The sequence below is a fragment of the Dyadobacter sp. AC419 genome (genome assembly GCF_979253085.1).
This window is the reverse complement of record NZ_CEEDCD010000007.1, coordinates 13,087-33,491: the sequence shown is the minus strand read 5'-3', so window position 1 is coordinate 33,491 and position 20,405 is coordinate 13,087. Positions and strand designations below refer to the sequence as shown.

The 20,405-nt window shown below is 45.3% G+C and carries 27 protein-coding genes and 1 pseudogene; 11 read left to right on the top strand and 17 right to left on the bottom strand.

The features are described 5' to 3' along the window. Positions 1-119: 119 nt before the first annotated feature. From AC0IYG_RS03360 to AC0IYG_RS03345, 4 genes are all read right to left on the bottom strand, one after another. Entirely contained in the window at positions 120-293 is a 174-nt protein-coding gene (locus tag AC0IYG_RS03360) for a zinc-binding dehydrogenase (RefSeq protein ID WP_471709611.1), read from the bottom strand. Position 294: 1 nt separating this feature from the next. Then, the gene (locus AC0IYG_RS03355; protein WP_471709610.1) at positions 295-642 is read right to left on the bottom strand and encodes a zinc-binding dehydrogenase; all 348 of its coding nucleotides are present in this window, start codon (positions 640-642) and stop codon (positions 295-297) included. A gap of 95 nt (positions 643-737) precedes the next feature. Continuing rightward, on the bottom strand, positions 738-1,010 hold the full coding sequence (locus AC0IYG_RS03350) for an alcohol dehydrogenase catalytic domain-containing protein (RefSeq protein WP_471709609.1): 273 nt from the start codon (positions 1,008-1,010) through the stop codon (positions 738-740). Between the two features lie 273 nt (positions 1,011-1,283). Then, complete coding sequence (locus AC0IYG_RS03345) at positions 1,284-1,844, bottom strand: TetR/AcrR family transcriptional regulator (RefSeq protein ID WP_471709608.1); 561 nt, start codon at positions 1,842-1,844, stop codon at positions 1,284-1,286. Between the two features lie 320 nt (positions 1,845-2,164). Here AC0IYG_RS03345 and AC0IYG_RS03340 point away from each other — a divergent pair, with 320 nt between their 5' ends. After that, on the top strand, positions 2,165-2,377 hold the full coding sequence (locus AC0IYG_RS03340; RefSeq protein ID WP_471709607.1) for a winged helix-turn-helix domain-containing protein: 213 nt from the start codon (positions 2,165-2,167) through the stop codon (positions 2,375-2,377). A gap of 595 nt (positions 2,378-2,972) precedes the next feature. Beyond that, positions 2,973-3,212: a hypothetical protein gene (locus tag AC0IYG_RS03335; protein ID WP_471709606.1), complete on the top strand. Its 240-nt coding sequence runs from the start codon at positions 2,973-2,975 to the stop codon at positions 3,210-3,212. A 47-nt stretch (positions 3,213-3,259) separates the two neighbouring features. On the opposite strand, the gene AC0IYG_RS03330 is transcribed toward AC0IYG_RS03335, so the two are convergent. The 9 genes and pseudogenes from AC0IYG_RS03330 to AC0IYG_RS03290 all read right to left on the bottom strand — a co-directional run bounded on the left by AC0IYG_RS03330 (position 3,260) and on the right by AC0IYG_RS03290 (position 8,388). Further along, the gene (locus tag AC0IYG_RS03330; protein ID WP_471709615.1) at positions 3,260-3,556 is read right to left on the bottom strand and encodes a hypothetical protein; all 297 of its coding nucleotides are present in this window, start codon (positions 3,554-3,556) and stop codon (positions 3,260-3,262) included. 15 nt (positions 3,557-3,571) lie between these two features. After that, positions 3,572-3,664 (bottom strand): annotated as a pseudogene (locus AC0IYG_RS03325) (galactosyltransferase-related protein); the annotation flags it as partial. After that, a complete protein-coding gene (locus AC0IYG_RS03320) occupies positions 3,646-4,113 on the bottom strand; it encodes a glycosyltransferase family 2 protein (protein ID WP_471709605.1) in 468 nt (155 codons plus the stop codon). The pseudogene AC0IYG_RS03325 and the gene AC0IYG_RS03320, both read right to left, overlap by 19 nt. Positions 4,114-4,266: 153 nt before the next feature. After that, complete coding sequence (locus AC0IYG_RS03315; protein WP_471709604.1) at positions 4,267-5,130, bottom strand: glycosyltransferase; 864 nt, start codon at positions 5,128-5,130, stop codon at positions 4,267-4,269. Beyond that, complete coding sequence (locus AC0IYG_RS03310) at positions 5,127-5,798, bottom strand: glycosyltransferase (protein WP_471709603.1); 672 nt, start codon at positions 5,796-5,798, stop codon at positions 5,127-5,129. The genes AC0IYG_RS03315 and AC0IYG_RS03310 overlap by 4 nt, the downstream gene beginning before the upstream one ends. Then, positions 5,798-6,193, bottom strand: a complete 396-nt coding sequence (locus tag AC0IYG_RS03305) for a hypothetical protein (protein WP_471709602.1) — start codon at positions 6,191-6,193, stop codon at positions 5,798-5,800. The genes AC0IYG_RS03310 and AC0IYG_RS03305 overlap by 1 nt, the downstream gene beginning before the upstream one ends. Next, positions 6,190-6,702, bottom strand: coding sequence for a glycosyltransferase (locus AC0IYG_RS03300; RefSeq protein ID WP_471709613.1), 513 nt, complete (start codon positions 6,700-6,702; stop codon positions 6,190-6,192). The genes AC0IYG_RS03305 and AC0IYG_RS03300 overlap by 4 nt, the downstream gene beginning before the upstream one ends. A 10-nt stretch (positions 6,703-6,712) precedes the next feature. Beyond that, positions 6,713-7,213: a glycosyltransferase gene (locus tag AC0IYG_RS03295; RefSeq protein ID WP_471709601.1), complete on the bottom strand. Its 501-nt coding sequence runs from the start codon at positions 7,211-7,213 to the stop codon at positions 6,713-6,715. Further along, the gene (locus tag AC0IYG_RS03290) at positions 7,210-8,388 is read right to left on the bottom strand and encodes a glycosyltransferase (protein ID WP_471709600.1); all 1,179 of its coding nucleotides are present in this window, start codon (positions 8,386-8,388) and stop codon (positions 7,210-7,212) included. The genes AC0IYG_RS03295 and AC0IYG_RS03290 overlap by 4 nt, the downstream gene beginning before the upstream one ends. 45 nt (positions 8,389-8,433) lie before the next feature. Between AC0IYG_RS03290 and AC0IYG_RS03285 the strand changes: the two genes are divergently transcribed. The 8 genes from AC0IYG_RS03285 (at position 8,434) to AC0IYG_RS03250 (ending at position 16,134) form a co-directional block, all read left to right on the top strand. Then, positions 8,434-9,219, top strand: a complete 786-nt coding sequence (locus tag AC0IYG_RS03285) for a carboxypeptidase-like regulatory domain-containing protein (RefSeq protein ID WP_471709599.1) — start codon at positions 8,434-8,436, stop codon at positions 9,217-9,219. A gap of 1,524 nt (positions 9,220-10,743) precedes the next feature. Then, positions 10,744-11,730, top strand: coding sequence for a hypothetical protein (locus tag AC0IYG_RS03280; protein ID WP_471709598.1), 987 nt, complete (start codon positions 10,744-10,746; stop codon positions 11,728-11,730). A 20-nt stretch (positions 11,731-11,750) separates the two neighbouring features. After that, positions 11,751-12,539 (top strand): SusD/RagB family nutrient-binding outer membrane lipoprotein, encoded by a 789-nt coding sequence (locus tag AC0IYG_RS03275; protein WP_471709597.1) that lies wholly within the window; start codon positions 11,751-11,753, stop codon positions 12,537-12,539. 31 nt (positions 12,540-12,570) lie between these two features. Beyond that, complete coding sequence (locus tag AC0IYG_RS03270; RefSeq protein ID WP_471709596.1) at positions 12,571-13,179, top strand: RagB/SusD family nutrient uptake outer membrane protein; 609 nt, start codon at positions 12,571-12,573, stop codon at positions 13,177-13,179. Between the two features lie 27 nt (positions 13,180-13,206). Next, positions 13,207-14,334 (top strand): MFS transporter, encoded by a 1,128-nt coding sequence (locus AC0IYG_RS03265; RefSeq protein ID WP_471709595.1) that lies wholly within the window; start codon positions 13,207-13,209, stop codon positions 14,332-14,334. Further along, the gene (locus AC0IYG_RS03260; protein WP_471709594.1) at positions 14,331-14,534 is read left to right on the top strand and encodes a hypothetical protein; all 204 of its coding nucleotides are present in this window, start codon (positions 14,331-14,333) and stop codon (positions 14,532-14,534) included. Before AC0IYG_RS03265 ends, AC0IYG_RS03260 begins: the two co-directional genes overlap by 4 nt. Positions 14,535-14,626: 92 nt before the next feature. Then, a complete protein-coding gene (locus AC0IYG_RS03255; RefSeq protein ID WP_471709593.1) occupies positions 14,627-15,166 on the top strand; it encodes a cyclic nucleotide-binding domain-containing protein in 540 nt (179 codons plus the stop codon). Between the two features lie 104 nt (positions 15,167-15,270). Beyond that, positions 15,271-16,134: an SDR family oxidoreductase gene (locus AC0IYG_RS03250; RefSeq protein ID WP_471709591.1), complete on the top strand. Its 864-nt coding sequence runs from the start codon at positions 15,271-15,273 to the stop codon at positions 16,132-16,134. Positions 16,135-16,148: 14 nt separating this feature from the next. On the opposite strand, the gene AC0IYG_RS03245 is transcribed toward AC0IYG_RS03250, so the two are convergent. From AC0IYG_RS03245 to AC0IYG_RS03235, 3 genes are read right to left on the bottom strand one after another with little or no spacing between them, the layout of a single operon-like run. After that, positions 16,149-17,063: a helix-turn-helix domain-containing protein gene (locus tag AC0IYG_RS03245; protein ID WP_471709590.1), complete on the bottom strand. Its 915-nt coding sequence runs from the start codon at positions 17,061-17,063 to the stop codon at positions 16,149-16,151. 34 nt (positions 17,064-17,097) lie between these two features. Beyond that, on the bottom strand, positions 17,098-17,835 hold the full coding sequence (locus tag AC0IYG_RS03240; RefSeq protein ID WP_471709589.1) for an SDR family oxidoreductase: 738 nt from the start codon (positions 17,833-17,835) through the stop codon (positions 17,098-17,100). A 1-nt stretch (position 17,836) separates the two neighbouring features. After that, on the bottom strand, positions 17,837-18,748 hold the full coding sequence (locus AC0IYG_RS03235) for an NmrA family NAD(P)-binding protein (RefSeq protein ID WP_471709588.1): 912 nt from the start codon (positions 18,746-18,748) through the stop codon (positions 17,837-17,839). Between the two features lie 202 nt (positions 18,749-18,950). Between AC0IYG_RS03235 and AC0IYG_RS03230 the strand changes: the two genes are divergently transcribed. Further along, positions 18,951-19,322 (top strand): FAD-dependent oxidoreductase, encoded by a 372-nt coding sequence (locus AC0IYG_RS03230; protein WP_471709612.1) that lies wholly within the window; start codon positions 18,951-18,953, stop codon positions 19,320-19,322. On the opposite strand, the gene AC0IYG_RS03225 is transcribed toward AC0IYG_RS03230, so the two are convergent. Next, a complete protein-coding gene (locus tag AC0IYG_RS03225) occupies positions 19,300-20,343 on the bottom strand; it encodes a phosphatidylinositol-specific phospholipase C1-like protein (RefSeq protein WP_471709587.1) in 1,044 nt (347 codons plus the stop codon). The genes AC0IYG_RS03230 and AC0IYG_RS03225 overlap by 23 nt on opposite strands. Positions 20,344-20,405: the final 62 nt, after the last annotated feature.

Genomic DNA, 20,405 nt, shown 5'->3' with positions numbered 1-20,405 from the left:
TGTTATGTTGGTGTACTGGTTCGGTTATGCAGAAGCCATATTAACCGAGCCTGTCATTGTCCGTTCTCTAGTTTTTCGCATTTATGGTGAAACGCTTTTCGCATTTTACATTAGCCGCTTCACTCGGTGAACGGGAATATTTTATCAATAACCGGTTTTATGTCTCCTGATTCGATCAGTTTTGTGATCTGATCCAGCTGTTTCCCGTCGGCCCTCATAAACAGGAAAGCATATTGCACTCCCAATTTCTCTGCTTTTTTCCGAACGCCCGAACTGATCATCGAAAGGATCATTTTAAAATACCAGGGAGCTCCAATCGACTCTGCAAAATCCCGTGTCGAGCGGCCCGGATATTGAAATAAGCTTGCCTCCTGGTTTGAGCACATTCAGTGATTTTTTCAATGTGGTCGTATTCTGACTGTTCAATACCAGATCGTATTCTTTTAAAACATTTTCAAAATCCTGTTTTTTATAATCGATCAGGACATCCGCGCCAAGACTTCTTAGTGTATCAAAACTTTTCTCACTGGCCGTTGTAGCAACCGTTGCTCCCAGGTATTTTGCAAGCTGTATGGCAATGGTGCCGACACCTCCAGAACCAGCCTGGATGAACACTTTCTGCCCATTCTGGACATTACCCACTTCAACCAACGCCTGCGGCCGTCAGTGCCACCAGCGGAATAGATGCCGCTTCTTGCATTGAAATGTTGTTCGGTTTCAGCGCAAGGTCGTTTTCTTTAATCGCAATATATTTTTCGGCAAAATGTCCCGATGTGGAAATCCGACGGGCGTGCATAAACCTGATCGCCCACCTTAAAATTTTTTACATTTTTGCCAACCTGCGTGACTATTCCGGCGGCATCATGGCCGAGGATTAAAGGGAAATTATAAGGCAATATCAGTTTGAATTCCCCGGACTTAATCTTGGAATCCAGAAGATTCAGGCCGCTGGCATGAACCTCAACCAAAACTTCATCGTCTTTAACAACAGGAATTGCTACTTCTTCCAAAAGCAGCTTTGCCTTTTATTGTATTTTCTAATTAAAAAAGCTTTCATGTCTTTTCATTGTTTCTGATTATGAACTTTCGTTTGAGGCTTTGCCAGCGATCAACTGTTGAATTGCCACAGCATGCGATTCTGTATCGCTTTTCCCGGAAGATTATATGATTCAAATAACACCGCGTTTTCCATGAATTGCATTGCTCGTTTATTTAATTCAAAAAATACTTTTCGGTCTATTCTATTTCAAAAAAATTTAAAGCGCATATTGTTCCAGTTCGGCCTAAGGCTTTTGATCAGCGCCTGCATCGGCTTCGCGGTGTCCATTGTTCTGCACATCACGATCGCCCCTTCTATCAATCCCATGAGTTGAAGGCAAACATCGGAGCGTCCAGATTGGAAGAAAACTCCCCATTTTGATCCCCGCCGTAAGCACATCAATAAGCGCCTGCTGACTGGAGCGGAAAACAGCCGCAATTTTTGGTTTAATATGAGGGTTATTATCGTCCGCATCAACAGCTGCATTAAACATGGGACAACCACCTGATATAAAGGTATTAATAGGGTCTTTGTAAAAATCCAGAAATGCAGAAATCTTCGCTTTGGACGTTTTCTTCTTCCCCACAGCCATGTAAATCCGGTCCGAAACACGCTTTAACAGCAAATCGATAACCTGTGCGGAAAGATCATCTTTATTCTCAAAGTGACCGTAAAGACATCCCTTCGTGACTTTGGTCGCAGCCAGCACATCATCTATATGCACACCAGAAATCCCCTTCTCATTATAAAGAGGTGCCGCCGTTTCCAGTATGAATTGCTTTGTTCTTTCAGCCTTAGTCAGCATTGAAATTGTCAATTTAAACTTAGTGCTTAAATATACTGAAAAGTTTATTAGGCAATGGTTTTTTAATTTTAAAGAGGAGTTTTAAGACGTCTTAGAGAAGCGGCTATGCTCATGTCAAAACAGAGATGTGGCAAGTTGTGTCAATTTGAAATTAGCTTTGTAAACTGACTAGTCATTGAGCGTTGAGATATGAACCGAAAAACTGAAATACGGATACGTCACTGGGTGTTTATAGATGAACAAAATTTTTCGGACCCGGACACTATGAACTGCTTGAACACATCGCCGAAACTGGCTCTATTTCCAAAGCGGCAACCGCAATGGGGCTTTCTTATAAAAAAGCCTGGGCGATGGTAGATGCCATGAACACGCTTGGAACGAGTCCATATGTGGTTACCCAAAAGGGCGGAACGCACGGAGGCGGCGCCGATTATCACAGAGACTGGCAAAAAGGTGATGAAGACTACAAGAAGCTTGATGAAAAATTGCTTGAAGTGGCCAAAGCCGAAAAAGACCTCTTATCAGTCATCTGATCTAACAAAATTAATTTTAAGATATAAAAGGACTCTATATATTTGCGATATGTAAACAAATACATATCGACTTGATGAGATTATTTCTAGTCCTTTTAATATCACGTTTTTTAACTACCTAAACTGACACATTTCAGGCGTAAGCTTTAACATCAGGAACAGCGACAAAGCGCAGGAATACAACGCTACAACCAAGGAAACAACCAATTTTGAAGACAGATACAGCACGAGTTACGGCACGCAGGCGAAAAAATCTGAGTGCTGAGAACTTGCTAAAAACATCTAAAAAAATAGATCAATCCCATCCTGTTTTTAACTCTGAAACCATGTCCCCATCCAAGATTTCCAAGCGTAGCATTGCAGTTCACTTTGCTGATTTTTGGTGTTATATTTTCATCATTTGCCCAAAATGCAGCGACGCTGTCCATCAGTGGAGAAGTGACAACGCCCCTTGAACTGAAACTGACGGATCTCGCCAACTTCAAACAGATCAGCCATAAAGTGAAAGACCATGACGGTAAAGAGCATAAATTCGCAGGCGTTGCTTTGATCGAGATCCTCGAAAAAGCAGGCGTGACAACCGGATCAAAATTGCGTGGGAAAAACCTCAAAATATCTGCTAATCTCCGCTGCCGATGGTTACGAAGTCATTTATGCGCTGCCAGAAATCGACCCGGAGTTTACAGATGAAGTTATTCTGATTGCCACAACAAAAGACGGACAGCCGCTTGGTAATGGCGAGGGCCCGTTTCGGATCATTACGCCCAATGACAAAAAGCCTGCACGCTGGATCCGGGAAGTGCGTTCAATAAAAGTTGGTTTTGCCAAAAATTAGAGGAAGCCTTTTTGGAATAGTAAGGTTATTAAAAACGCAATAAACCTTCAATCAAAGGACGTCTTTAATACGGATGTTTTAGAAACACTCTCGTTAATCTGCCTTTCCGTAGGTTTTTGAATGACAGTAATGATTTCTGCCTGAGCGATATTTATCGATCCCATTTTTTCAAATGCATTTAACCAGCGCTGCATGGGCAAAACATTCCATTTCTCCTTATACCGCGTTGCATTCTCAACTATCGAATGGAAATGGTTTACCGGCGGATCGTATTTATCGTGATATTGGTGTAATATGTAATCCTGTACAAAAATCAGCTTAATATCAACTTTATGGAAGGTCATTGCAAAATCGGTGTCCTCTGCTCCATAGCCGATAAAAGATTCATCAAACCCACCTATTTTTTCAAACGTCTGTTTCTGAATGGCGAATATTAAAGACCAGAATAGCAAATGTTCAACCGGCTCTCCGTCCCTCTAATGTGCTCGCGCCCAGGATGCGTCACCGCCATTTGTTTTAGGTCATCGTAATTTCCTGTTTCCGGCAATAAGGGCAGATACAAAGGATAAGCTGTGATGATATTATCCGCTTGCAAACTCGTCAGCATATTTCCAAAAAGCGTAGGCGATACAATGCAATCTACATCAATGAATATGACATTGCCTGTTTTTGCAGCGGCTATTCCACGGTTCCGCGCTGCGGCTAACGGCAGTTCGTGCGTTTCGTTTATTAAATGAATGTTCATATTCAAGCCATCGGGAATCACAATTCCATCCAAATCGTCCATGCAAATAACTTGAATGTCGAACGGAAGAATGTTCGATGCCTTTATGGAGTCAAGCAGATTGGCTAATTGTTTTCGCCTTCCTTTCACAATCGTTACAATACTAAATTCAGGCATACCAGTTTTTCATTTTTTGCGCGATTTCTTTGGGTGCTGGCGCATTCACAAAATCCTTGTCAAGAGGTTTAAATGCTTTGGCTTTTTTGATCACGTTTTGCCATTGTTCTGCGCTGAAATTTTCCTGTGCTAACAGCGCAACATTTTGATCAGCTAAGACATGGGCATGCACAACTTGCTCGTCATACGGCTGGGCTCCGGAAGCACGATCAGTCGTTTATTCAGCGATAAAAGCTCTGCAATGGTGTTCTGTCCAGCCGCAGAAATCACTATTTCTCCTGCAATTGCTTCCCTAATATCATCAACTCTGCCGAGCAGTGTACAATTTTTAGGTAAATCATAATCCCGCTTATTCCCGATAATCGTAAAACGTGTGTTTTGATCTTGCGTGATATTTTCAAGCACGGATTCAGTGTAATTATCGTAGCCTAGAAGGATCGTCACATTGTCAACTTCTGAACCATGACTTTGCTTCAATTCAAGGCCAGCATACTGTGAAATGTATCCGCTGTAATGTGTTTTGGAAGCAAACTTGTAGTTCGCCTGTTCCAGAGAAGCAGGAAAATGAGCAACGATATGATCGGCCAGTTCATGCGCAAAAACCTGTGTGGGATCATTCATCACATTTCCGGGCAAGTGGACCAAAACGACCGGGACACCCATGCCACGAACCATGATTGCCAGCTCGGGAACACCGTCGCAGTAAAAAGCCTTTGGTTTATATTGCTCGATTGCCTCAGCCAGCGCTTTTGCCCGCTGTGCCGGCTCGATCGCGTATGGCGTCACTTCAAATGCTTTTGAAAAAGTGTGTCCTGGGATTTCGTAATCAGCCGGATATTTTGGAGGCAGTTCCAGCACCAGAACATCATGTTTATCATTCAAATAACCGGTTATTTCGCTGTTCGTCGTGATTGCGATAACCTCAAAAAATGCTGATAATGCCGGATACAACATATTGAATGTTGCTCGATGGCCATTCCCGTGTGCGTGTACAAAATAGAATAGCGGTGGCTTCATAAACTGCTGACTTTTTGAGCTATGCGTTCATAGACTTTTACGTAAGCCGCCGCAGTTTTTGTCAAATCAAATGATGCTGCAAATTCTCTGCAAGCCTCCGGCTCCGATTTTCTAGCGATTTCTAATGGCTCTATCAGATCGCGCCAGTCATGAGATTCGACTGCTATGGACACTTTTTCTTTGCGCAACTCTGGAGGGATTGCGCTGGAAAATCCGACGACGGGCAAACCACTTGCAAGCATTTCCAGCGTACTCAAACCGAAAGGTTCATCCCAAATCGCAGTTGCCAGAAATGCCGAAGCGCCTGCCGCCAGTTTGCTTAACTGCTGCTGCGAGGCGTGGGCAATGTATGTAATATGTTCATTTAGATGCGGCTGGACATGATCTCGGAAATATGCGTTGTCAAAAATAGGCCCGACAATCCGAAGCGCCTTTTTCAAATAATTAGCCAAATGTATCGCGGCTTCCACATTCTTTTCTTTCGCAATGCGCCCGCTCCAAAGTAAATATCCGTCCGCATTTCGACTGTGCAACTTCCATTTATCGAGTGCTATTCCGTTTAAGATTACGTCCACTTCTTGGCCAAGTGATGCTTTCCATTGTTCACTCATTCGGTTTGAAATACCGATTGGTGTGACGGGCGCATGCTTGATGAAAAATTTATACATCAGCACAAATTTTTCTTGTCGGCGGCAAATGTAATGTCAATACACTTTGGGGTTTTCAAGAGTGCGCCGACTGCGTAGATTTCGGGAATAAATGAATTATAATGAATCACATCATAGCTGCTGACATCAAATATTCCATATTGTAACGTCTGATAATGTTGCTGCCCAAGCAGTTCAGTACAAGGCCGGAAGGCATCATCTTTCATGCTCAGTGGGCTTTCCCGGAATTCCATTACTTGAAACAGATTATTTTCATCCGCATCTTTCGCAATCACATCGACATTATGCCCGAGACGCACCAATGCATTTGCGTGCGCAACGATAAATGCTTCTGTGCCGCCATTATATGGCTCTCGCAACGAAATGAATGGTCCAGCAACGATGAGAATTTTCATAGCAGTTCCTCAAAATAGTTGATATACCGCTCAGCCATCGTTTTTAAAGAAAATGTTTCCGCATGACGCCTGACTTGATCGCTTTCAAGCGGTATCGCAGCTTCGATTGCTTTTGCCAGAGATTTTACGTTTCTCTGTTCCGCAACCACGCCGCTCTCCTCATGGATCAATTCCCGAAAAGCACCGCGATCGAATCCTGCGACCGGCACACCTGACGACATGGCTTCAATGTTGGTAAGGCCAAACGGCTCTTCCCAGCGGACGGCGTTGACCATAGCGGCCGCGCCTTTCATGTACGAATGAATATCGGACTGTTTTAAATGACCAAGATAGGTGTCGCTTTCCGTGATGCGCGGGCTGATTTGTTCATCAAAATACCTTTGATCATCAAGCGGTCCGGCAAATTTCAAGGGCATATTAAGTTCATGCGCCGCATCAATCACAATGTCCAGACCTTTGGCATGCACGATCCGTCCAAACCAAAACAGATAGTCCCGGCTTTCGCGAATAAGCGGCCGCTTATTTCAGGTCAACACCGTTGTAAATAGCTTTTGACCCATTATTCAAATACGGCTGCCACGACGCCTGAAAGGATTTTGAAGGCAAAACGAAATGCAGATTTTCAGAGCGCGAACAGATTTTTATCGCTGCTTTTAGTTTGCTGATGGGTGGCGTATGAATGGTCGTCACGACTGGAATGGCAGCTTTCACGCCCCAAAGAATCGGGAGTTCATGCGTGGAATTGTTATGGACAATGTCAAAATCATTTTGCTCGATATCTTCTAGGATCGAGAGATATTCATCGGTCTCGTATATTTCAAAATGCTGATTTTCCCGATGCTCGTCTCTGTAAAATCCTTTTACATTCAGTTTAGGATTGCTATCTGTATGTGCATTTAAAGTGATTTCGTGGCCGAGCCGGATATATTCTTCGCAGAGTGCGTGGGTGAATGCTTCCAGGCCTCCGCGGAATGGCTCGGCGATCGGCAGTCTGGTTTTGGCTATGACGGCAATCTTCATATGACCACGTTATTTTCCTGCAAAAGCACTTCCTTATATAGATTTACGTAATTCGAAGTCATGCTCTGAATATTCATGTTCGAAGCAAATGCTTTGCATGTAGCCGGACCGATCGCATTGCTTTTACTAACGAGCTCCACTAAATCTTGCCAGCGGAGCGATGCAGTTGTCAACACACTTTCATGCTCCCAGCTCGGCGGAACAGCAGTATTAAAGCCAACAACCGGCACGCCGCTCGCGAGCATCTCTAACGCAGCCAAACCAAACGGCTCCTGCCAGGTTGCCGTGGCGAGATAGGCAGACGCGCTTTGCGCTAAGCTGCTGAGTTCGCGCTGCGTCAGGTGCCCTACATACTGAATTTGATCATTGAGATGCGGCTTAACCTGCTCATCAAAATATTGCTGGTCGACAATTCTGCCCGCAATTTTCAGTGGCAGCTGCATATATTTTGCCAAAAGAATAGCCGCTGCAACATTCTTTTCTTCATTGATTCGAGCCGACCATAGCAGATAATTACGATCTAAGGAGCTTTTTGTTGGCCAAAGATCAATGTCTATTCCATTATTTATAAGCGGCACATTTAAATCCAGCGCCTGGTCCCATTGACGTTTAATCCTTTCCGATATCGCTACGAATGTGATGTCACTTTGCTGTGACAGCTTCTGATAAGTCGCTTTTCGTTTTTCGTCAGCCGGTGAATGCAGCGTTAGAAACGACGTTTTATTAAAATTCAATCCAGCCTCTAACAAATGCGGATAAAACATATTGTAATGAACGACATCGTAAGAATCGACATTTAGATTTTTGAACGCTCGTTCTTCTTTGAAGTGTTTAGAAAAGTCAGTGTACTCAGAAGAAAATGCAGCAAACGGATTTACGATCCTGAATTTTGCGCTGGCCTCCGCGTCATTGGCAACAACATCCACAGCATGCCCCTCATCAGCAAGTTGGTTGGCAAAAGAAACGATAAACGCTTCTATGCCGCTGTTATAAGGCTCTTTCAGTGATATCCCGGGACCTGCTACGAGTAAAATATTCATGTTGGCACATCCCCCAATCTCCGTGCCAATCCTATGTGGCCAGTGCGAGGCTTGTAACGCACCCGCATTTATTCCTGAAATCTCTATTTCATGCTCAAAGTGACCAAAATCCCCAAATCGGTCAATTCCGGGCATGGTTTTATACATTTTTTCGAGACTATTAATGATTTGTCAAGCTTCATGAAAAAAAATTTACTGCTCCTCTTTCTTTCAATCCTAAGTTACACAGCTGAGCTTCATGCTCAAAAATCCAACCAGATCAGCGGTTATGTAAAGTCAAGCGAAACCGGAGAAGCCTTTCCCGGCGTGACCATTCAGGTGAAAGGAACAAACATTGGCACCATAAGCGATGCAAATGGCGCCTTTACAATCACCCCATCTTCAACTGGAACTTCGCTAATCTTTTCGGCCATTGGCATGAAAACCGTTGAAGAGCCTATCTCCGGCCGCAATGTCATCAACATTTCCCTAAGCAGCGATTCCGAAGAACTGAACGAAGTCATTATTACGGCGCTCGGCTTAAAAGGTGAACGCGACAAATTTGCTTCATCCGTTTCAACATTGGAAGGAAAAGCCATTGCCAGAAGCGGCGAAACGAGCTTGTTAACCGGATTAAGCGGCAAAACTTCGGGCGTATTAATCACACGTAACGGCGGCGATCCGGGTGCTGGAGCTTACATTCAGATTCGTGGTCAAAACACCATTAACGGAAGTGCGCAACCTTTGTTTATCATCGACGGTGTGCCCGTGAGCAATGCCAGCGACAATGCCGGAACGGCTGCCAACAACGGAATTATCCAGCAATCCCGGATCAACGACATTAATCCTGAGGACATTGAGCGGATGGAAGTGCTGGAAAGGCGCGTGCTGCACGGCACTTTGGGGAACGCGCGCTGCGAACGGCGTGATCGTGATCACCACCAAAAAAGGCCAGAACACGAACGGGAAAGTCAACATTACATTTAAATCAACGGTTTCTTTTGATCGCGTCAACAAAATGCCTGCATTGCAGCGCACATATGGACAAGGTTTGGGCGGGCTTTATCAGCAAGGCAACCGGAACAGTTTCGGCGACCTGATTTCAGACCGTTCGGGCGGACAGGACACTTACATTACGGATCCGACGGCAGCTGGTTACCAGGGCGTGGTGGTTTTCCCGGATGGCACGAGCCGTTATGCCATTGCTCCCGGAACTGCTGCTAATCCGCATGGCGGTAAGAATGATCAGAGCACTTATGATCATACCAAAGATGTTTTTCAAACCGGACATTTTACCGATAATAGTTTGAATATCAGCGGCGGTGACAGCAAATCCACATTCCTGGTCAGTTATTCCAATCTGAATCAGGATGGTGTGATTAAGGCTTTTAGTAATTACAAAAGAAACACGGCTCGGGTGAATGTGGGGAGTCAGTTTACAAGCTGGCTGCGGGCTTCTGCGAACGTGGGTTATACCAAAGTGCAGTCATCCAGGGTTCAGGAGGGGGATAATGTGGACGGGATTATGCTCGGTGGATTGCGTACGCCGCCAGATTTTGACAACAGTAAATCTATTGGAACATTCACCAATCCGTCCGGGCAAGTTTTCAATGACGCGCATGTTTCTTACCGGAATCCTTTGGGTAAAGACCTGAGCACGATTTATTCAAACCCGCTTTGGAACATTACCAACAACAAAAACACCTCTGATGTAGATCGCCTGATCGGAACGCTGCAACTGGACCTTACGCCTGTTTCCTGGCTGAACATTACAGGCCGCACCGGTATAGACAACTTTACGGATAATCGTTTGGAGCGTTTCAGCAGGAATTCTGCATTGTATCCAAACGGTTTTTTATCCAAAAACTGGATCACAGAAAAGCAGTTTAACACCGATGTTTTCGCCGTTGCAAACACCACATTCAATAATGATTTCAGCGGTTCGTTTTTGCTAGGGGTCAATTACAACAGCCGCCGACGCGCCACACTTTCAGGCGCAATCAGCAATCTTATCGTTCCCACAGCGCCAGATATCCTGACCAACGCACTGAATTCCAATCTGACCGCCAACAACTACAACTCCTTAATTCGCACTTACGCCTATTACGCACAAGCCGAGTTGCAAGCCTATGACATGTTTTTCCTGACATTAACGGGCCGCAATGAAAGTGCATCCACATTTGGTTCCAAAACAAAAAACAGCTTCTTCTTCCCCTCAGCGGCACTGGCGTGGCAGTTTAGCAAATTAAGCCAGCTGGAAAGCAACGACTTTTTGAGTTTTGGTAAACTGCGTGTAACCTGGGGACAAGTGGGAATTCAGCCGCAGCCTTACCAAAACTTCACGACTTTCGCACCGGCTTTTTACGGGGATAAGGACACATTTACACGCGGACTAAGTTCAGCCAGCACATTGTACGGCGGCGGTTATGTCCGCAGCACAAGTCGGCAGGAAACGATTTCCTGCGTCCCGAACGCAAATCCGAGTCGGAAATTGGAGTCGATCTGCGCTTCTTGAATAATAGAATCACCTTCTCAGCCACAGGTTACAGCAACCGCACAAAGGACGTGATCCTGGCATTGAATGTGCCTAGCGGAACGGGTTACACCATTCGCAATGTGAATGCGGCTGAGCTTTCTAACAAAGGTCTGGAACTGGACGCGAGTGCGAATGTTGTTTCAAAAGGTGATTTCAACTGGAATTTGTCGGCTAATTTTTCGCTGAATCGCAGCAATGTTGTTTCGCTGGCAGGCGCGTCCGTCTACACATTACCGGACAGCTATATGCAGAATTCTTCCCTCATTCCAGGTCAGCCATTCGGCATATTTTACTCCACTGATTTTCAAAAAACCGAATCAGGAGCCTACGCGCTTGACGCCAATGGGTTTCCGCAAGGCGGCACGCAGAACGAGATCATTGGTGATCCGAATCCTAAATGGCGCGGCGGCTTGGGAAGCACATTTTCCTACAAAAATTTATCCCTATTCGTCTTATTTGACCGCATTGCAGGAAACGATTTCTTCAACGGAACACGCGGCTCGCTTTACAATTTCGGAACGCACGGCGATCAGGGGCACACGGTTGTTGCACCGGCTGGCGGGCTGAAAGATGTAAATGGAAACACCATTGCCGAAGGAACGGCTTTCCAGGGTCAGATCAAAGATTTCGGATCCGGGCCTGTTGCGATCAATCAAGCCTGGTGGCAGGGACGCGGAACAGCCTCGACCTCGGCTTCTTACAAGCAATTTGTGGAAGACGGAAGCGCATCGCGTTTGCGGGAAATCACGCTTTCGTATAGTTTGAAAAGTGCAGCATTCCGGCGATTAACACATTTGTCTAATGTTGATTTTAGCGTTACAGGCCGTAATCTGGTGCTTTGGACGAAATATACAGGCACGGATCCGGAAGTGAATATTTCAGGAGCAGGCTTATCGCGCGGGCAGGATTGGTTCACAAATCCGAACACGAAATCGATTACGAGCGTGCGGGTAATGTATTAATTGACAATTTAAAGATTAACATGAAAAAAATATTTATACATAAGATAGGGATTGCGATGCTTGCGGTGCAGTTTTTAATTAGCTGCGAGCAGAGTTTTGACCAGCCGGATATTCAAAATAACCCTAATGCCGTGACTGATGTAACTGTGCAGACGCTGTTGGCTGGCACCATGCTGGGCGTGTCGATGCTGCATGAGGATACGGATGTGCGTATTGCATCTATGTGGGCGGGTGAGTTGGCGGGTTTGTCCAGGGCGCATCAGGGATTTGGGCAATACATTGTTTCTTCCCAAAGTTTCAGCTGGAATGTGTTGTATCCCGTGGCCAGTCAGGCGCGGCTGATTCAGGTGAAAGCCGATGCGGTTGGGGACAAATGGACCAAAGGCGTTGGGCAGGTTTTGGAAGCATTGGTGATTGCAAAAGCAACCTCATTGTATGGCGATGTGCCTTATAGCCAGGCATTTGATGAAACCAACTTCCCTACGCCGGTTTTTGACAAACAAGCCGACGTTTACAATGCGCTTCAAGTCACATTGGATAACGCCATCCTGAACCTCTCGGCACCAGCCGGACTGGCTTTTACGCAACAGGATTTTTTGTACAAAGGCGATGTTGTCAAATGGAAAGCAGCAGCCAACACATTGAAAGCCAGACTTTATCTGCACACCGCTGAATATGACAATGCCATTGCCAGCGCAGCCAAAGGCATCAAAAGCAATGCGGCAGACATGTTGATCCCGCACGGCACCAGTTTGGCTGTGGATATGAATCAGAATTACGATTTTTTCCGTGTAAACCCGGGCAGGTGACACGGGTTTTGACGGCGCTTATTTGCCCAAATTGATGCAATCTCGCATTGCATCATCCAATAGCAAAACGGATGAAACCGCGCTTTATAATCATTATTTCAAAACAGGAATCATTGCCCCCGGAAGTCTGGACGCCAACACGACGGACGGCGCTTTCATCGCCAACTCGTCACATCCTATTTTGACTTACTACGAAAATGAGCTGATTATCGCCGAAGCACAAGCCAGAAAAAATGTGCCGAATGAGGCGTTGACTGCGTTAAATGCCGTTCGCGCGGGACTGGCAAGCGGCAATCTGAATGGCGTAACATTGCCGACTGCCGGAAGAAAATATGAGCCTTATACACTGAGTGACTTTGCTCCAACCGGAATCGCCAACCCGACCAAAGCCGCAACGACGCAGCAAGCCATGCTTTACGAGATCATTGCGCAGCGTTACATTGTATTTTTGATGCAATACGAAGCATTCAATGATTATCGTCGGCTCGCGAAAGCGACTCCGGTTGTGCAGTTACCGATTCCTCTGTATGTCGGCAGCCGCAAACCGCAGCGCTTCATTTATCCGCAAAGTGAAATCGCCACGAACCCGAATGTGCCCGCTCCCCTGCCAGATCAATTTACCAATGTTTCCATTTTTTAATGTCGCTATTCTGCTGATCCAAATCCTATGAATAGCAACAAAATCCCTGCGCTGTCGGAAAATACGAATTTGCGATATGCCAATTTCATCGCGTTGTATTTTGCAGAAGGCTTGCATATGGGCATGCTCTTCGTGGGCATTCCGGCGTGGCTGGCGATGCAGGGGAAAACACCGACCGAGATCGGGGCATTTGCCGTTGCTTGTTCGCTGCCGTGGACATTCAAGTTTGTAGCAGCGCCATTAATGGACCGTTATGCCTATTTGCCCATGGGTCGAAAACGGCCGTGGGTGATCGGTGCGCAATTGGGTCTGACTGCAAGTTTTGTCGCATTGGCATTTGTCCCTGATCCACTTCAAAACCTCGATATACTGAATATAGCCGCATTTGTTGCTTCCTTTTGCGGCGCTTTGCAGGATGCAGCCACCGACGGGATGGCCGTGGATGTGCTGGAAGATCATCAGCAGGCACGCGCCAACGGTTTCATGGGCGGAGCTAGAATGATCGGAAGTTCGCTGGCTCTCGCTGTGGGAAGCTGGATATTGAATGTGCATGGATTTACAGCTGCAATTCTCGCCATTTCTGTGATGATCGGGCTGATGACAATCGTGCCGATTTTGCTACGCGAACAGTCGGAAGAGAAAATTTTTCCCTGGTCTGCTGGCAATGCTTCGGTCCGGAACCAGACTTTGCAGGTCACAAACTGGTCAACCATTTTGAAATCGCTCTACAGCCTTTTCCGGTTAAGAGACTCGATGCTCGTGGCGGCATTGATGTTTGTGTCCATGGGTTCCTACAATTATTTTGAAACATTGCTTCCGCTCTTCGCCGTCAAAATCACCGGCTGGACCAACATCATGTATTCCCAGGCGTTCGCGACAGCAGACTTGATTGGCGGCATTGCTGGGCTGCTAATCGGCGGTTATCTGATCGAACGCTTTGGCAAAAAACGCATGATAGGAATCTATTTTCTGCTCATTATGCTTATAACCAGCACATTGATTTTGTCAAAAGCTTTGTGGGATAACAGCACATTCCTTTATGGTTTTATCATTGTTTACCGCTGGCTGAATGCATTTGCGAAGATTGGCGTTTATGCCATTGCGATGCAATGCTGTTCCAAAAAGTCTCAGCCAGTCAGTTCACATTTTACATGACCCTCGGCTCGCTGGGCTCCATGGCGGGTGCAACATTGATCGGGCCGATGAAGGAAAATTTCAACTGGGAGGTTACATTCTCCTTATTCTTGGTCCTTCTCGCATTCGCGTGGACGATCATGTATTTACTGAATGTCAATAGATTGAACAGGCAGATTAATGCGCTCGAAGTCGTAGAAATTGCGGAACCGATTGCCTGATGATGAGAATTTAAGACGCTGCCTGAATTTTTTACCATTTGGTAAATGTAATGCTGACAATAAATTCGAAATTTAATCTATGGAAGTAATCGATGAATTACGTTTTGCAGTTTGGGAATCTGAACAAGCAGCAAATAGATTTCGTAACAAGCAAGGCAAAAACGCTGGAACTTCGTAAAGATGAATATTTTTCGGAGGCCGGAAAAATCCCACGAACAGGTCGGATTTTTAACCGAAGGCGTCTTGTTCGTTTCTGCTATTATAATAATAAAGGCGAAGAGATCACGCATCATTTTATTGACGAAAACAATTTCGTTTCCGACCAGCAAAAGTTTGAGGCACAAGTCGAAGCTTCGGAATATATCCAGGCTGTTACCCATTGTAAATTGCTTATTTTCTCTAAAAAAGATTGGGACGAAATTGGGAATACAATTGTTGGCTGGGACGCTATTACAGGTTTGATTATAAAAAATTGTTTGTTAAAAACAATTGAAAGAAGAAGAAGCCCGTTGGTTTCGGAAGATGCAACTACCCGTTATCTGTCTTTCATTGAACAATTCCCCGGCTCTCGTCAACCGCATTCCCCTTTCTCACATCGCTTCTTATTTAGGAATTACACAACAATCATTTAGCAGAATTAGAAAAAACATTCGTTAAAATCGCTTTTTACCATTTGGTAAATCGTCTCCTTTTATAGATATCGAAATTTGCATCATTAATTTAAATCAAAAAAGAAATGAGCAAAAAAGTAGTATTAATAACAGGAACAAATAGCGGATTTGGATGGCTTACAGCCAATAGCGTGGCAGCTTTGGGGCACAAAGTTTATGCTACCATGCGCGATACAGAAGGAAAGAATGCTGATAAAGCAAAGGCTTTGTCACAAGTTGAAAACGTGACGGTTCTGGACGTATCGCTTACAGACGAAGCGAGCTTGAAAAATGCTTTTGACAAAATCATTGCCGCGGAAGGAATAATTGACGTGCTCGTCAACAATGCGGGTGTCGGGATGTTTGGCGTGGCAGAAAGTTCGACGACCGCTGATGTGCAGCGCATGTTCGATGTGAATGTTTTCGCCCCTTGGAGGCTGATGAAGCTGGTTTTACCCGCTATGCGCAAGCAGGCAGATGGTTTGATTATCAATGTTTCAAGTGGATTTGGAGCAGTATCTTTTCCATTTTCGACGGTGTATAGTGCTTCCAAATTTGGTTTGGAAGGATTAAGTGAGGGGTTACATTATGAATTGAGACCTTTGGGCGTGGACGTTGCCATTCTTCAACCCGGCTCTTTCCCAACCGAAATGTCCCAGAAAATACAGGCTGGCTCCGACGCTTCGATTGGTGATGAATATGCGGCCATATCGGAATATCCGAATAAAATGTTTGCTGCCATCGGTCAAATTTTTGAAACGGTAAAACCAAATCCGCAGGACGTTGCCGATGCAGTGGTGAAGCTGATTAATACGCCAAAAGGAAAGCGACCATTAAGAACAGTTGTTGACCCATCCACAGGAGAATTTATTAAAAAGGCCAACGAAGCTGTCAGTGTTGAATATGCCAAAGCATTAACGGCATTTGGAATGGAAGGACTTTTGAAATAGACAAATGACCATTATCAATTAAATGATTGTCTGAAAGCAAGCGGGGAAAGATTTGTTTTTGTTTTAAAAAGTCGGCTGAAAGATTGTGGATATTCAAATCCGAGTTCATATGCTATTTCGGAGACGGACGCGTTGGAAGTTGACAGTCTTTCCTTTGCTTTTTCAACAAGCTTTTCCTGAATGTGATGCTGGGCATTTTCGCCTGTCAACGACCGCAGCATATCACTCAGATAACTTGCCGACATGCCTAATTTGTCGGCAAGCATTTGAACGGTTGGCACGCTGCTTTCAGAAGCGGTTCCATTTTTAAAATAATCATCTAAAATATCTTCGATCTTTTGCAGCAGGTTATTATTACCAACTTTTCTGGTAATAAATTGCCGCCCGTAAAAACGGTTGCTGTAATTGAGCAACAGTTCAATCTGGGAAATCAGCACATCCTGACTGAATTGATCGATCCTGTTATCTAGTTCTTCCTCGATAATATTGAAAACTGCAAAAATAGCGACACGTTCTTTCTCTGAAAGATGCAATGCCTCATTGGCTGCATAGTTGAAGAAGCCATACTGCTTAATTGTGCCGGCCAGCGGATAGGAAAGCATAAAGTCGGGGTGAACAAGCAGCAGAAAACCGGAAGTTGCACTCGCGCTTGGACTTTCAAAAATTTGCCCCGGCGCGGTAAACACCAGTCCGCCTTCGCCAAAGTCGTAATAATTTTGCCCGTACTTGGCCTTCCCGCACAGGTTCATTTTGTAAGCGATCTTGTAAAAAGGCATAACCATTGAGGGCGGCAATGCACCCGGAGTTATGGTCATGTCTTTGATATTGATAAAACTTACCATCGGGTGCAAAGGCTTGGGAAGCCCAAACACCCGGTGAAAGTCGGTCAATGATTCAAATTTGTATAAAGCAGGCGCTTCTGTTTTCATAACTTAAAGATATTGAACTTTGACCAAATATGCCCTACCAGGGCGTTACGCCTGTCTCTGGATTATATTCTTCGCTAAAAAACTGCCCGGTTGGCCCGTCGTTATCGATCATCACGTATTTGGCGATTCGCGCTCCCCCTTCCTGAACTGTTCCCGTGCCCCGGTGACCATTGAAATCCGTAGCCACAAACCCCGGGCAAACTGCATTGACCTTGAAAGGCGTGTCCCGAAGCTCGTAAGCCAGGTTAATGGTGTACATATTCATCGCAGCCTTGGACGAAGTGTAAACCGCAGCTTTGTGATCGTAATATTTCCAGGTGGGATCGCTGTGCAGCGTCAAAGAGCATCCGCTCGATGATACATTGACGATCCGAGGCTCAGGCGCATTGCGCAGCAGGTCAATGAAGGCCTGTGTTACCCGGACTACTCCGTATAAATTGGTGTCAAATACTTTTTCGTATTGATCAATATCTGCTTCCAGAGCCGACTGCGGCATTCCACCATTGATTCCTGCATTGTTGATCAGCGCATCCAGCACATTAGTTTTCTCTCCAATGATGGCACGTGCCGCCAGCACTGAGGCAGCATTTGTAACATCCAGTTCGATTGCTTCGGCGTTATCAAGGCCTTCGGCTTTCAACTTTTCGATTGCGTCCAGGCCATTAGATAATGTGCGGCTTCCGAGATATACATAATATCCTTGCAGCAGAAGCTGGCGTGCGGTTTCAAAGCCAACACCTTTGTTAGCTCCGGTAATCAGTACTTTTTTCATGTTAGTTGGATTGGTTGTGATAGGTTAATGCAAATTCTTTTGCAAAATCAGCGAGCTTTACTTTGCCCAGAACTGGCTTGTTGCGATAATAATCTTCGTAAAGACTTCCGTCTTGTTGCGCAGCCTGCATTTCAACCAGGCCTTTTGCGATCCAATCGTTCATCCCGGCGTCCAGCATTTGTTGCAGCATCTGTTCACGTGGGATCACCAGCCATTTTAGAACGGGCATTCCAATAGCGTCTCCTAGCGCTTTTGCAATTTCATTTGGAGAAACTTCATCGCTTGCCAGATAATGAACTGACCTTCCCTCGAAAGGTTTTTCCATTTCTTCCGCAATGACTGCTGCAATATCCAGAGGCGAAACCCAAGGCTCTTTCTGGTCGCCTCCGTAAGATTGAATGATGGCTGACTGCGATTTGATGGAAGCGACATACCGGTATAAATTGGTGAAAAACCCAACCGGCCGCATGAACTTGATCGCAACAGATTCGGGAAGTTGATTCAGGATCGTCTCGACCGTGTTGTGCAGATACAGGCTCCCGATTCCTTGGTTGGTATGGGCGCCAATGCTGCTTAAATGTACAATCCGCTTTACGCCAGAGCTTTCAATGGCTTGTTTGTAGTTGTTTCCGACTTTGGTAAAAGCAGCAACAAAATTTGCATTTTTATCAAAGAGGTTTCCAATGCCTTCCCATGCTTCCATTAGATAAACAATGTCGGCTTCTTTAAACGTGGCTGTTAGAAAATCGACGTCTTGAATGCTGCCAATTGCTGCTTTTGCGCCTAATGCTTCAATTGCCTGCCGCCGCTCTGCTTTACTGCTAATGATGGTCAGGGAATGGTTTTTCCGGATTAATTCTGCTGCTAGCGGTTTGCTGATATTGCCCAGCGAACCTGTGATTACAATGTTCATTCTGTTTCTGTTTTTTTGTATTACAAAGGTGCGCAACCTTCAAAAAGCAGATTTAACAGAATCGGAGCATGTCATAACAAAATTGAGGAAACGGGATAATGCTTTCGCAATTACATTTTGAAATTTAAACAAGATCATTCTTCCCTGGCTATCAACATCCGGATTGTCAATGACCAGGTCATCCCAAAGTTCATAGTCAAAGATCATCAACCGGATAAACTCATTAAACACGATTTATGAAAGAGACAAAGACGCCCAGGCCAGAATTTGGGGTGGGAAACTCCCATTAGAAAAGCCATGGAAAGCCAATCGGCATTTGCCAATCACGCTGATCGGTGATGCCGCGCATTTAATGCCGCCTTTCGCGGGTCAGGGGGTTAATACTGGACTGGTGGACGCTTTGCTGCTAACGGATAATCTGACAAACGGAAGCTTCGAAACCATTCAAGCCGCCATCGATTACTACGAAAAAAGAATGTTCACTTATGCGTCCGAAGCCCAGCGCGCGTCCAGCGAGAATGAGTTGGAAATCCTGCAACGCTCTGTTGTATTCAAAACAAAGGATTTTTCCTGAAATAGGTGCTGCCTTCAAAACTCACAGAATAATCAGAATTGAAATGGGTGCTTTTCTGATAGTAATCTGTGGTAATAATCTGCGCGCCTGATTGGCATGCCGCCTGGAATGTAGATTTGTCATTCCTTCTCGCTTCGCGTGTATCTGAGTCTGCGCGGGTACGGATGAGGTAGCCTTTTTTTACCAGGTCCGGAATTTCGGAAGCTTTGGCATTATTTCTGATCAGAAAAGCGGCTTCCGGTGTACCCGGCAATGCGTTGGCAAACATGGTCCTGCCGCGAAGCGAAGGATGCCCGGAAATGTACATATCCCGTTTGCTGCCCGAATCGTCGAGTACGAACACAAATTTCGCTTTTGCTTCTTTTAATGTTGGCCAGTTATCGTTCAACACGGCACTTTCGAGGGATTCAAACTTGCCTCTTACCTGATCGGGTGTGAGCATGTGCTTTTCGCCCAGATGTTCAAGAAGTGCTTTGTCGAGATAGTCAAAATCCCTGGCTGTAATGCCTTCTGCATTGCCATCACTGGCAATTTTCCCTTTCACTTCAAGGGTAATGTATACCGGCGTATGGTCGGGATGCGCATCAGACCAGGCTTTCAGGCCTTGAAGGCAATCGATCAATGTAAAATAGTGCGTCCGGAAATCAAGGTCGGGCACATGCAGCACTTTGAAGCCAGGCTGTTTCATCTTACCCTCCGGATCGTATGCTTTCTGACCGGCGACCATTGCAAGGCCTTTTGGATTCGCATATTTTCCGCCTTTTTCGTCGGGATATACATCGATTTCAAGGTTGCGCAGGCCAAGGTCAAGCTGTGCAGTAATGGGAATGTGCTCGTAGTCAAGCGAGCTTGCCGCAGCGGAATCTTTTTGTATAAATGCTTTAAACAGCAACGGGTCTATGGCTTGTTTATAACTGTTATGAGAACCGATTACCTGCGTTTTATTGATTTTTAGATTATCATCCGTTTGGGCAAAAACAGGAAAACAGCAGGCAAGCATCAGACCTAGTAGCGCTTTCATTGGTGATAGTTTAGTATGAGGCAAAGTTAAGCCGGGCAGAAAAGACTACCGTATTAAGTTTC

Bases quoted from the DNA above. Each gene is read 5' to 3' on its own strand.
- AC0IYG_RS03360 (WP_471709611.1), bottom strand. From the start codon at position 293: ATGATCCTTTCGATGATCAGTTCGGGCGTTCGGAAAAAAGCAGAGAAA.
- AC0IYG_RS03345 (WP_471709608.1), bottom strand. From the start codon at position 1,844: ATGCTGACTAAGGCTGAAAGAACAAAGCAATTCATACTGGAAACGGCG.
- AC0IYG_RS03340 (WP_471709607.1), top strand. From the start codon at position 2,165: ATGGGGCTTTCTTATAAAAAAGCCTGGGCGATGGTAGATGCCATGAAC.
- AC0IYG_RS03330 (WP_471709615.1), bottom strand. From the start codon at position 3,556: ATGACCTTCCATAAAGTTGATATTAAGCTGATTTTTGTACAGGATTAC.
- AC0IYG_RS03320 (WP_471709605.1), bottom strand. From the start codon at position 4,113: ATGCCTGAATTTAGTATTGTAACGATTGTGAAAGGAAGGCGAAAACAA.
- AC0IYG_RS03315 (WP_471709604.1), bottom strand. From the start codon at position 5,130: ATGAAGCCACCGCTATTCTATTTTGTACACGCACACGGGAATGGCCAT.
- AC0IYG_RS03310 (WP_471709603.1), bottom strand. From the start codon at position 5,798: ATGTATAAATTTTTCATCAAGCATGCGCCCGTCACACCAATCGGTATT.
- AC0IYG_RS03305 (WP_471709602.1), bottom strand. From the start codon at position 6,193: ATGAAAATTCTCATCGTTGCTGGACCATTCATTTCGTTGCGAGAGCCA.
- AC0IYG_RS03295 (WP_471709601.1), bottom strand. From the start codon at position 7,213: ATGAAGATTGCCGTCATAGCCAAAACCAGACTGCCGATCGCCGAGCCA.
- AC0IYG_RS03290 (WP_471709600.1), bottom strand. From the start codon at position 8,388: ATGCCCGGAATTGACCGATTTGGGGATTTTGGTCACTTTGAGCATGAA.
- AC0IYG_RS03285 (WP_471709599.1), top strand. From the start codon at position 8,434: ATGAAAAAAAATTTACTGCTCCTCTTTCTTTCAATCCTAAGTTACACA.
- AC0IYG_RS03275 (WP_471709597.1), top strand. From the start codon at position 11,751: ATGAAAAAAATATTTATACATAAGATAGGGATTGCGATGCTTGCGGTG.
- AC0IYG_RS03265 (WP_471709595.1), top strand. From the start codon at position 13,207: ATGAATAGCAACAAAATCCCTGCGCTGTCGGAAAATACGAATTTGCGA.
- AC0IYG_RS03260 (WP_471709594.1), top strand. From the start codon at position 14,331: ATGACCCTCGGCTCGCTGGGCTCCATGGCGGGTGCAACATTGATCGGG.
- AC0IYG_RS03255 (WP_471709593.1), top strand. From the start codon at position 14,627: ATGAATTACGTTTTGCAGTTTGGGAATCTGAACAAGCAGCAAATAGAT.
- AC0IYG_RS03250 (WP_471709591.1), top strand. From the start codon at position 15,271: ATGAGCAAAAAAGTAGTATTAATAACAGGAACAAATAGCGGATTTGGA.
- AC0IYG_RS03245 (WP_471709590.1), bottom strand. From the start codon at position 17,063: ATGAAAACAGAAGCGCCTGCTTTATACAAATTTGAATCATTGACCGAC.
- AC0IYG_RS03240 (WP_471709589.1), bottom strand. From the start codon at position 17,835: ATGAAAAAAGTACTGATTACCGGAGCTAACAAAGGTGTTGGCTTTGAA.
- AC0IYG_RS03235 (WP_471709588.1), bottom strand. From the start codon at position 18,748: ATGAACATTGTAATCACAGGTTCGCTGGGCAATATCAGCAAACCGCTA.
- AC0IYG_RS03225 (WP_471709587.1), bottom strand. From the start codon at position 20,343: ATGAAAGCGCTACTAGGTCTGATGCTTGCCTGCTGTTTTCCTGTTTTT.